General features: G+C 42.5%; 5 protein-coding genes and 1 CRISPR repeat array (1 of these 6 only partly in view). Of the genes, 3 read left to right on the plus strand and 2 right to left on the minus strand.

What is annotated here, in order from left to right; genetic code table 11:
* A CRISPR array of direct repeats spans nucleotides 1-347; the repeat unit is 37 nt; unit sequence ATTGCAATTCATCAAAATCCCTATTAGGGATTGAAAC (it extends 477 nt beyond the left edge of the window).
* Nucleotides 348-696: 349 nt separating this feature from the next.
* Complete coding sequence (locus tag ACWATR_RS04190; RefSeq protein WP_460329787.1) at nucleotides 697-3,501, minus strand: ATP-binding protein; 2,805 nt, start codon at nucleotides 3,499-3,501, stop codon at nucleotides 697-699.
* Between the two features lie 288 nt (nucleotides 3,502-3,789).
* The gene (locus ACWATR_RS04195; protein ID WP_460329789.1) at nucleotides 3,790-6,096 is read right to left on the minus strand and encodes a glycoside hydrolase family 65 protein; all 2,307 of its coding nucleotides are present in this window, start codon (nucleotides 6,094-6,096) and stop codon (nucleotides 3,790-3,792) included.
* 805 nt (nucleotides 6,097-6,901) lie between these two features.
* Between ACWATR_RS04195 and ACWATR_RS04200 the strand changes: the two genes are divergently transcribed.
* The 3 genes from ACWATR_RS04200 to ACWATR_RS04210 all read left to right on the plus strand — a co-directional run bounded on the left by ACWATR_RS04200 (nucleotide 6,902) and on the right by ACWATR_RS04210 (nucleotide 12,241).
* On the plus strand, nucleotides 6,902-8,170 hold the full coding sequence (locus tag ACWATR_RS04200; RefSeq protein ID WP_460329791.1) for an EndoU domain-containing protein: 1,269 nt from the start codon (nucleotides 6,902-6,904) through the stop codon (nucleotides 8,168-8,170).
* Nucleotides 8,171-8,329: 159 nt separating this feature from the next.
* Nucleotides 8,330-9,058 carry an MOSC domain-containing protein gene (locus ACWATR_RS04205; protein ID WP_460329793.1) on the plus strand — a complete coding sequence of 243 codons (729 nt, stop codon included), beginning with the start codon at nucleotides 8,330-8,332 and terminating at the stop codon, nucleotides 9,056-9,058.
* A 519-nt stretch (nucleotides 9,059-9,577) separates the two neighbouring features.
* Entirely contained in the window at nucleotides 9,578-12,241 is a 2,664-nt protein-coding gene (locus ACWATR_RS04210) for a sensor histidine kinase (RefSeq protein WP_460329795.1), read from the plus strand.
* Nucleotides 12,242-12,470 lie beyond the last annotated feature (229 nt).

Consider the following 12,470-nt stretch of genomic DNA (forward strand, 5'->3'; position numbering starts at 1 on the left):
TGAATGCCAATGCTAAAGATTATTATTGCAATTCATCAAAATCCCTATTAGGGATTGAAACCGTCTAAGTGAAAAATTTTGGGTAAATCCTTCCAAATTGCAATTCATCAAAATCCCTATTAGGGATTGAAACTCTACCGGGTACACCAGGGGCCCCCGGTACACCTTATTGCAATTCATCAAAATCCCTATTAGGGATTGAAACCTGCAAGAAGATATACCACATAAAGAATAAAGCATTGCAATTCATCAAAATCCCTATTAGGGATTGAAACACTACATATTGCTGGGTATCACCCGCCACTGTGAAATTGCAATTCATCAAAATCCCTATTAGGGATTGAAACCCCGCCAAAAACTAGATTTGTTTATTCCCTGTTATTGCAATTCATCTTTACCCCACCCTAACCCTCCCCTTGGAAAGGGGAGGGAACTAGATTTCTTTTTCCCCCCTTTCCAAGGGGGGATTAAGGGGGGTAATTTGACTTGTGTGTACACCGTAGCTTAAAAAGGTGGGAGCCGGAATCAAAGTCTCCCTTTTTAAGGGAGACTTTGAGGGATCTAAAACTTTTAATACCAACAAGAGGACTTTTCAAACATCCTCTTAGAGCCTATTTACTTGTTAAATCCTATCCTAGGGATCGAAACTTATAATCAATATAACTCAGGAGTTTGAGACACGCTAACTCTGATAGCTTACTGGTTTAACGGAATTACAATTAAAAATTCTGTTCCCTCACCAGGAGCAGAAATACATTGTAATTTTCCCCGATGTTTTTGAGTGATAATCTGGTAACTAATAGATAAACCTAACCCAGTACCTTTACCAACTGGTTTAGTAGTAAAAAATGGTTCAAATAAATGTTTTTGTATGTTTTCTGGAATGCCTATACCATTGTCACCAATGCGAATAACTACCTGATTGTCGCTACTGAGTTGAGTATGAATATAAATTTGGGGAGTAGAGAGTGCTGCTTTCTCTATTCCCCATCGACCATTTTCCACTGCCTCTTCTAAAGCATCGATCGCATTTGCCAGAAGATTCATAAATACTTGATTAAGTTGTCCAGCATAACATTCTACTAATGGCAGATCACCATACTCTTTGATCACCTCAATTGCTAGATAGTTAGATTTAGGTTTGAGGCGATGTTCCAAAATCATCAACGTATTATCTATGCCTTCATGGATATTCACAGCTTTCATTTGTGCTTCATCTAATCGGGAAAAGTTTCGCAGAGATAAGACAATTTCTGTGATTCGTTCGGCACCAACTGTCATAGAAGTGAGCAAGTTCGGTAAGTCTGCAATCAGAAAATCTAAGTCGATAGCTTCTGTTTCTTTTTGAATTTCCGTTCCTGGATTAGGATAGTTTTGCTGATATAGTTGCAGTAGTCTTAGTAAATCTTGAATATATTGATTGGCATGGGCGATATTGCCATAGATAAAGTTGACTGGGTTGTTGATTTCGTGCGCTACACCTGCTACCAACTGCCCCAAACTAGACATTTTTTCGCTCTGCACCAATTGAGATGCTAGCTGCTTTGCCTCTTGGCGCAATTGTGCTTCTGAATATCGCAATATCTGCTCTGCTTGCTTACGCTGGGTAATATCGTGAAGAATGACGACATACTCTTGAAAATCTTGATGGGGTCTATCTGAAATGGAAACTTCTAAGGTTCTGTTTTTCCCATTGCTGAGTAGGGTTTGTTCGCTACGCTTTGCCCACTGGTCTGGATAGTAGACTAATGTGGGTAGCCATTTGTTGAGGTGATTTCCCTGCAACTCAGATGGACTGACACCAAAGAAAGATTCGGTAGCTGGGTTAGCTTGCTGGATAATGCCTTGGTCATCTACGACTAAAATACCATCCTGGGCGACAGTAAACAGGTGTTCGGCAGCTTCTCTGGCTTCTGCGATCGCAACCACTTGAGGTAAACTTGTCCAACAGGCGATCGCAACTCCCACAAATGCCACACTCATTAGCAGCACTACAAATATATTTTCACCCCCCGCAGTTGTCACTTGATTAAGTTTGACACCAAATAACCAGCCAACTGCTACTGCACTACACAATAAAAAAATCAGGATGCTCACCTGAAGAATTACTGAATCTTTGATAATTACCACAGGACGCGTGCGATATCGCTGCATCCACCAACTGGGATGGAACGGAGGGAAGTTCACCCGGCGAATCACTGCATCTATTGCCATGACACCAATGGGAAATAATAACCCAATGAGCAAGTTGAGCCAACCCCAAGCTAGTCCACCCACCAACAGCACCACAACTTCTAATAGCAGAATACCTAAAGATATGCGAGGGAATAAAACTTCCGAGCGATCGCGCCGCAGCCAAAGCCCCAAATGCAGTAACATAAAGGAGACAAACCAACCGATGTTACCAACAGCGACGATTTGCGCGACATCTCCCCAAATTAGATAGATTAAGCACAATACCAGTGTCAATGTCAATGCTGGGGCAAACACACCCCGACGTGATACAACAGAAAATACTGGTGAGATGTGTTTATCTAAAGCCAATTGATACAAAATTCGCGGGCAATTAGAAACCACCGTTGCCGAACCTAAAAGACTTGCAGCTACTAGCAAAAAGGAAACACTGACACCAGCAAATCTTCCCCAAAAGGGCTGGGAAGCCGCCACAAGATTCAAGAAAGCATTGTCTTGAAGGTTGGGATTTGTTGCTAACCGCATTACTATCCAAGACCCCCCTAAAAAGATAGGTGGCATCATCCAAGCAGCAACATCTAGAAAACGTAGCGTCTGGGTGGGGTGGCGGCTATCGGCAACAAAAGAAGAAGCCGTTTCACAGCTGTAGGTTGCATAGCTGACGAAAAAGAACCACTTTGCCCAATCTACAAAGCTCAAAGGTGACCAATTGCTAGGAAAAAACCCAGGACTAACGGGAGAAAAAGCTAACCAACAAAGACCTTGGATGCAGAAAGTCATTAACAGTCCAAAGGCTGGAATTACAAAAAACAAATGTAAAATACTCAGGGCGCGAGTACCACTAAAGGCGACGATAAACGGCAACAGTGTAAAGCTAATCTCCAGAAGTATGTCTGGACAGGCAATACCCAGCGCTTCTAGATTCACCTTAATTAAGTCTTTAAGTACGATTGTATTAACTGCTAAGTAAGAAACCCAATTGAGAAGGTATCCAATTGCTCCATAGCTAGCAAGTCCTGGGTAGTGTTGCAGTAGCTTACTAGCATAGTTAGGTGTTCCTCCTGCCACATTTATAAAATGCATACCCAAGCGTTTGACTTGATAGTTGAGCAGCATTCCAAAAATCACCGCAGGTATCCAGACAAAAATAGCTTGGGAACCGAGAGCAAAATGAATTGCTGGAACCAATGCTGTCCAAGAAATATGAGCTGTCAAACCAAAGCCCCAACTTTCAATAGCACTTAGGCTTCTAGTTAAGCGAGGGTAAGAAGATTGGCCCAAAGTGGCATGAGCAGAATGGGGCATCATTGGTAGTTTTGGGTGGGATACTGTAATTAAGCTTATTCGTTAGAGTTCCCATCTATTCAATGTTCTGAACAAAGGCTTTTTGCTCGGATTTATAGTTAAGTTATACCAATTCTCTATAATCTCACAACAGATCAATCTACGCGTAAGAGCGTCATTATCCGTAGCCATCTTCTGGAGAATTGGTATTACACAAAGAATAGCCGAAAAGCATAATTTTCAGGTAGGGGCAATTCATAAATTGCCCCTACAGCGATAGTTTTGCGTAAGTCCTATAACTAACTCTCGCTTCTAAAAGTGAAACTCTGAGCTATCAATTAAAACTTCATCTAACTCGAACACAACCTCACTAATTTTCGAGTGTGTATTTACCAATGCGGGAACTTTGACTTCTGCTTCAGCTTGTAAGTCGAAGTCATACCACTCGTTACGCCATTGCAGGCGAAACTTCAAACGCGTCCAGTTAGGTGGTAGGTTGGGACAAGCAACGGGGCCAAATTGAGTCATCCGAATACCGGCAAACCCAAAAACTACTGCTTGCCATACTCCTCCAGCACTGGCGGCGTGAATTCCTTCGGCGGCGTTAAGTCTTACATCTTCTAAGTCTACCAAGGCCGATCGCAGAAAATGTGTATAGGCTTCGGTTGGTTTATTAAGGTCGCAAGCTAAGATGGCGTGAATCGCTGGGCCTAGTGATGAACCATAACTGTGGTCGGTGCGTTGGGTGTAATAGTCCCAGTTGGTGACAAGGGTGTTATAGTCGTAGCGATCGCGCAATAAATACAACAGCATCAATACATCTGGTTGCTTAAGAATCTGCTTTTGGCTTGTAGCTTCAATTCCCAACAAACCTTGCAATGATTTGCTGCGCGGTTCGTAATCAGCCAGGTTAACGTCTTCTAACTGGTAAAAGCCTTCAAACTGCTCAATTAAACCCGTTTGGGCATCTTCATTGACAAATAGGCGCTCTTGAATTTCTGCCCAATTGTGCAGACGTTCTGTGGTTAAGTTGAGTTTTTGCACCAGTTCTGCTGATGTTTCAGGGTAAGCTTGTTTGAGCCAGTCCCACAGCGCCAAAGCTGACTGCAAATGCCACCGTACCATAAGATTGGTAAAGGCATTATTATCGACGCGATCGTGATTTTCATCAGGGCCAATCACATCTAGGATGTCATAGCTGTGGCGCTCTTGATTCCACTGCACCCGACTTTCCCAAAACACAGCCGTATCAAGAAGAATTTCCGCGCCATAATCACGCATCCAGTCATCATCGTTGGTAGTTTGCCAGTAGTGTAAAACTGCATAAGCAACATCAGCGGTGATATGCACTTCAATGTCACCGCACCAGATGCGGATTAATTCACCGTTGGGAGCAGGTACCCAGCGCGGAGTTACTTCATCGCCAGTAGTAGCACTTTCCCAAGCAAACATCGCTCCTTGATAACCTGCTTCTTGAGCTTTGCGTCTAGCTCCTGGTAAGGTGTGGTAGCGGTAGGTGAGCAAGTTTCGCGCTAGGGCTGGTTGAGTTAAGGTGAGAAAGGGAAGGATGAATATTTCCGTATCCCAAAAGATATGTCCACTATAGGCAAAACCAGAGAGGGTTTTGGGAGGGATGCTGACTCGGTTATCGTGACGCGGTGTTACAGCTAGTAATTGGAACAGATTGTAACGGACGCTTAATTGAGCCAAGCGATCGCCTTCTATAATAATGTCACTGTCTTGCCACACTTGTTCCCATGCCGCAATGTGAGCTGCTAACAGGGTAGTATATCTCGGTTCATCAGCGAGTCTTTGTAGAGCGGCTGCAACGGGAATTTCTTTCTCTCGTGAAGTAAACAGGGTGACAATCTTTTCTACAATCGCCGTTTTTCCTGGGTATAACTCCAAGGTGGTTGTCAAAGTGGGAGAACTAGAGGCATTTTCGATGCTCACGGCTGTAGTCTCATCACCATCTACCACTAACTTAGCCGCCATTCCCAATTGAATACCTGAGTGGATGGTTTGACTGTTTAACCAGATTATCTGATCTATGCCACCTTGGTTTAAGGTTCGCCAATGTTTGACGCCTTGGTTATGTGGTTCGCTGTCAAATCCTGCTTCGATGGTGATTTCACCCTCAAAGTCTACCGATGTAACTTGAGCGCGAATCGCCAAAGCATGTTGGTCTGCTAAACTCGTGAACCGCTCGAAGTGAAAATCTAGGGTATGACCATTAGGACTACGCCAGCGCACATCACGACTAACTAAACCTAAGCGTAGATCAAGGCGGCGTTCATAGTTGAGAATTTTACCACTGTCTAGGCTAAAGCGATCGCCAGCTACTTTTACTACCAATGGTAGCCAGTTGGGACAGTTTACCAGTTCGGTATTAGCAATTTTCACATCATCATAAACACCGTGAATGAGTGTAGCTGGAAAATCCTGAGAATACCCTTCTTCAAACGTACCCCGCACTCCTAACAACCCATTACCAAGAGTGAAGACGGTTTCCTTGTGATGTAACTGCGTTGGGTCAAACTCCGTTTCAATAACGTTCCAGTCAGTATTGTCAATTAATTGTTGATTTTGTTGAGAATTGTGAGTGGATACGTTGAGCATGAGTAATAAAACCTATGTCTTGGGTCAGGATGCAGTACAATTAGAAGCAATCTTGAGTGATTAACTCTTTCTCTCTAGCGCCTAGACTTGAATATAGCCTAAACACAAAAAAAGACGTTCCCAATAACAGTAACGCTTCACATTTCATCTGTCTACAGTTAGATTTCGTTAATAACGTCGGTTAGAACTGATAAATCTCAACCAGAAACCAATTGATCGGGTTTTTCATCAATTTCTTTCATATTTATCGAACAGAATTCAGGAGTCAGGAGTCAGAATTTAGCAATGTTTTCTGTGCGAGTGGCAGATGAATAACCGGCTTTTTGAACGACTAAATTTACGATTTGGTCGTTCAAAAATTCCTGCGTCGGTCTGAATCCCCGACTGAATATAGCAATCCTAAATCATTCGTGAAAAATTAGATCCCCGACTTCTTCTAAAAGTCGGGGATCTAGACATCGCGCATTTTCACAACTTATTTAGGATTGCTATAGCGAACGCGTTGCGTCTCGTAGAGAAGCGTTAGCGAATCCGCGTACTCTTAGAGGTTGTTTGAAAAGTAGTATGTTGTGATTTTAATCGAATTATTACCCCCCTTAGTCCCCCCTTATAAAGGGGGGAAACAATAAAATCCAGTTCCCTCCCCTTTATAAGGGGAGGGCTAGGGTGGGGTAAAAAATTTTTATACATCAATCATGACTTTTCAAACATCCTCTTAGTATTTTAGTTTTAAAAAGAGCTTAATCAATCGATAATCAATCAACTTTAAAATCAGTGTTTAGCTCAAAATATAACTCTGTTGATTATGTTGAAATTAGCATTTCCATTAAAGATAGCAGGAGGAGCGGTCTTCCTGCTTTCATTTTTTGCCTTACGAGCAATTAGCGCCACAATTTCAGAAGGATTTGAGTCTGGACAAAAGGGAGCTTATGCTGTGGCTGATGTCACCCTTAGTACAGGCGTTTGGAATTTAAATGATGCTCTGATTGGCAATACTTCAAGTGATGTTAAAAGCGGAGCGCAATCTACTCGCATTCGCAACAATGGCAAAGTTACGATGAAATTTGATCGCTCCACAGGTATTGGTACAGTTACAATAAAACACGCTAAGTACGGTAACGATGCTAACACCATTTGGGGGTTGTGGTGTTCGACTACAAGCGGAACCTCATGGACAGCAGTTGGTTCAACAGTTACAACCAGTTCTAAATCACTTCAAACAGCAACTTTTACACCTAATATTTCTGGCATAGGTCGTTGTGAAATCCGCAAGACTGATGGAACTTCCAACAGAACTAACATTGATGATATTGTGATTACTGATTTTGGATCTTCTACTCCCTCTCTACCTGCTGGTTCTGTGCCATTCTTTGACAATATAAATAATCCTATATCTGGACTAGCATTCGGCAGCCCAGGGGATGTTACTCCGGTTGCTCCAACTCTGAATATATTTGATAGGGCTGTTACTGATCTTTGTGGACAACCTGGTACAGTTGTCAGCCCTTCTAATTTCCAGTTGATGATGACAAACAATCCTACTGTTTTGGCAAATATTAAACAATATGTAGGAGGATATCTGGTTTTGGGACGCACTTCCGATGCAGATTTTTTAGCTGATTTGACTAATGTCTGGTTTAATGCAGATGGTTTTGATCATATTTTCTGTGGAGAACCTGTTCCAGGAGGTTCTATAGGTGGATTGCACTTTGTTGGTCGTTATGTGGAACTTCAAGAAAAGGGTTTAGCTGGAAGATTAAATAACAACACATCCAGAGAAGAAGTTGTTCCCAATGCCATTTATACTATTGGTGCTATTGTCAAAGTTGGCAATACTACTGCTCAGTCCTCTATAAAAGGTTATGCTTATACTCTCAATGCGGAAGAAATTCTTTCTATAGTGGCTTTAGGTTATAAAAATAACCCTAATACCAGTTCTACAAATACTGTTTGTCATTTGAATGTAACTGATCAGGGTAATACGTTTAAAGCAGTATTTGTGAGAAGAGATGGTGGAGTCCGCACTTTCTATCCTGATGCTACTCCTGGTAGCAACCCTATATGTGTGCAGTAATGGTTATACCAATTTAATGTGAAGGTTAAAGGGAAAAGGGTAAGGGGTAAGGGGAAAGAAAAAACCTTTAACCTTTACCCTTTAACCTTTTCCCAAAACCCAATTCCGAGTTCAAAATGCAAAGCCCAAGCAGTATTGGGCTAGGGGGGATTAAATTATATGCAGCTTCATAAAAAATTGGTATTAGATGCCACAAAACGATCGCTCCGGCAATCTAGATTTTCGTTGATTCAATTTAGCCAATTTAAAATTCTCATGAAACTCATTTCTGTAAATATCGGACTGCCGCGTGAAGTGGTCTGGAAAGGGAAAACAGTTAGCACTGGCATTTTTAAAGAACCAGTCAGCGATCGCGTGATGGTGCGCTTACTCAATTTAGACGGTGATGGGCAAGCCGATCTAACCGTTCATGGAGGAGCAGACAAAGCAGTTTATGTCTATCCATTCGAGCATTACGATTACTGGCGAGGTGAATTGCCTGATACAGAGCTACCGCTAGGCATCTTTGGCGAAAATTTCACGATCGCTGGACTGAGAGAAGAAGATGTGAATATTGGCGATCGCTTTCAAATTGGCACTGTCAAATTGATGGTGACACAACCTCGCCTACCCTGTTACAAACTTGGGATTCGCTTTGGACGACCTGATATAGTTAAACGATTTCTTGCAAGTCGTCGAACCGGATTTTATTGTCGTGTTTTGCAAGAGGGCGAAGTCGGAGCCGGAGACACTTTAGAGTTGGTGAGCCGGGATGACAACAATATTACTGTTGCAAATATCACTCAGCTTTATACTCGTGAGCAGAACAATCCAGAGTTACTTCACCAAGCTGCTCAACTTGAAGCCTTACCCAAAAGCTGGCGCGACTACTTCCAGGAGCGAACCTAGATTTCTCACAAGTGAGAAATTTAAGGAGTGTGGGAAGTGTGGATTAGACCTCTTGCAAAAATATGTTTTTGCACTCTTAGGGAAAAGGGTAAAGGTTAAAGGGAAAAGATTTTAAGTTTCTTTACCCTTTCCCCCGACTGTGGATTAGACCTCTTGCAAAAATATGTTTTTGCACTCTTAGGGAAAAGGGTAAAGGTTAAAGGGAAAAGATTTTAAGTTTCTTTACCCTTTCCCCCTTCCCCTTTCCCCCTTCCCCTTTCCCCCTTCCCCTTTCCCCCTTCCCCTTTCCCCTTTCCCCCTTCCCCCTTCCCCTTTCCCCCTTCCCCTTTCTTTCCCCCGACTTTTGCAAGAAGTCTATTGAAGGTGGGGACTTCCGCGACACGTTAACGTTTTGTTCTTTTGCCAGAAGTGGTATATTGGCACTTGACCCGACCAAGTATAAACTATGCATCAGCCCACATAACAGCGAAGTCGAGGTTTTGTACTCAGTACTACAGGACAGGAAGGGGGAGTGGGCAAATGAACAAAAATACTGGGCAAGGTAGGGTTTTTTCCCTGTTTAAAGGGATACCTCTAAGTTGCATCTTGGTAGCATTATTTATGCTACAAATCTTCTTAGCTGTGGGATTGACTGCATATTTATCAATTCGCAACGGGCAAAAAGCAATCAATGAGGTGGCTAGCGAATTGCGTCATGAAGTCGCTAATCGCGTCGAGCAGAATTTACAAACTTATCTGTCAACCCCGCGTCAGGTACTAGGCGAGAATCAAAATGTCATTAATATTGGGTCGCTGAAGATAGAAAATCTTGCAGCCTGGGAGTCATATTTAATAGAGCAGTTAAAGATTTTTCCAGATGTGTTGGCTTTGACGGCCAGCAATGAACAGCAAGAACACCTAACGGTAGAGAAGCTAAACGATCGCCAATTTTTGCTCAGAACAGCCGGAAAGTCAACTGGGTACGACCTCTACACTTACCGAATTGACTCTCAAGGTCAACGTACCCAGCTACCAGAGGTGATTAAAAACTATGATGCGCGATCGCGTCCTGATTATCAAGCAGCAGTTAACGCCAAAAAATTCAGCTTTAGTCAGATTTTTACATCCCTCACTGACCCCACACTCCTCATTAGTGCATCTCAACCCATCTATAACTCCCAAGGTCAGTTACTCGGAGTCAACAGCACTTTAACTCATATATCATCACAAATTGGAGATTTGCTGCAAAATATTAAAGTTGGCAAGTCTGGGCAAGTTTTTATTATCGAGCGATCGGGGCTATTAGTTGCAACTTCCACAACAGAAGAACCGTTCCGCTTACGAAATGGTAAACCCATTCGGTTAGCAGCTTCCCAGAGTGGGAATTCTTTTACTCAAGCAACCGCTAAATATTTAACAACTAAATTTAGTAACTTTGACCAGATTCAAAGTTTACAGCAATTAGATTTCTCTATTGACGGCAAACGACAATTTTTAGAAGTTAGACCGTTACAGGGTAAACCAGATGTCAATTGGTTAATTGTGGTAGCTGTCCCTGAAGCAGACTTTATGGGACAAATTGAGCGCAACACTCAAACCACAATTTTTCTCTGCCTCGGAGTATTGGGACTAGCTACTTTATTGGGAATTATCACCGCCCGTTGGATAACTCAACCAATTCTCTACTTCAGCACGGCGACAAAAGATTTAATCGATTTTACCAATGACAAAAACTCAGTGGTGAAAGTACAAGGCATTAAAGAACTAGAGGTGTTGGGTGAATCTTTCAACGAGATGACGCAGCAGTTACGCAAAACCTTTACTGCACTGATTACTAAAAATGAAGATTTAGAACTGCAAGTTAAGCAGGAAAATCAAAAATTACAGCAAGAAATTCAAGAACGAATTAACAGTGAGCAAAAACTGCGCCAGCATAATCAAGTATTGGCAGAACTAGCAAATAACAAAGCGATTTTTGAAGGAAATCTAGAAGCAGCATTCAAAATCATCACAGAAAAAGCAGCCAATGCTTTAGAAGTAGAGCAAGTGAGTGTGTGGTTATTTAATAACGATGCCCACGATAAGCTGCGCCAGCGCACCAAACTACAATGCATAAGTCTCTATGAACGTAGTCAGCAAAGACATTCGGCTAATCTAGAACGCTACTTGGCAGATTATCCAATCTACTTTAGAGCTTTAGCATCTGTTCGTACCATTACCGTCACCGACACTCGCACCGATCCACGAGTACAAGAATTATGGGACGAACTACTAGAACCAAAGAATATTGTATCCCTAATTGATACCTCAATTTGGGTTGGGGGTGAAATGGTGGGAACAGTATTGTATGAACACCTTGGTATTCCTCGGACATGGGAACTGAGTGAGCAAAACTTCGTTACCTCAATTGCGGAATTTGTCGCCCTGACTTTAGAAGTGTGCGATCGCAAACGTGCAGAATCCGCATTGCGTGAGGCTAAAGAAGCTGCCGAAGTGGCAAATCGTGCCAAAACTACCTTTTTAGGAAACATCAACCATGAACTGAGAAATCCCTTAAACTCCATTCTGGTAATCACAGAGGCACTTCAAGATGAAGTGTACGGCCCCGTGAGTGAAGAACAGCGCCAATCCTTAAAGATGCTCGAATCTAGCGGTAAAAACCTACTAGAATTGATTAACCAAATCCTTGACCTTACCGACACCCAATCTAGCAAGATAGAACTGCAACTAGCTGCTACTTCAATTCAGGGAATATGTGACTTCAGTCTCACTTTTGTCAAACATCTGGCGTTTCAAAAAAATATTCGATTGAGGGCACAAATACCCGAAGAACTTGAACCCATCCAAGTTGATGAACGCCGCATCCGCCAAGTATTTATTAACTTGTTGACTAACGCAATCAAGTTTACTAAAGAAGGGGGCGAAGTCTGGATTGAAGTTCAGCCAACTTCCACAAATGAATATATCTTTTTCAGCGTGGTAGATACAGGTATTGGTATGCTTTCCGATGACCTTTTTAAATTATTTCAACCTTTTGTGCAAGTTGAAAACGCTTCTACCCAACGTTCCCCAGGCACCGGTTTAGGATTAGTCATGGTGCAAAAAATTGTCGAGTTGCACGGTGGAACTGTCCATGCTGAAAGTCAGTTAGGCAAAGGTAGTCGATTTACAGTCAAACTTCCTTGGAAAAAAGCGGCGGAATGAGGAAGTGGGGATTTCTAATTGAAGGAGGCAGGAGGCCTAGATTTTACCCCACCCTAACCCTCCCCTTGCAAAGGGGAGGGAACTAGATTTTCCGTTTTTTTGTTTTGGCTTCGCAAAGACAAAGACGACTTGCAAAAAGGAGGGAACTAGATTTTCCGTTTTTTTGTTTTGGCTTCGCAAAGACAAAGACGACTTGCAAAAAGGAGGGAACTAGATTTTCCGGTTTCCC

Source organism: Nostoc sp. UIC 10890, from assembly GCF_054786515.1.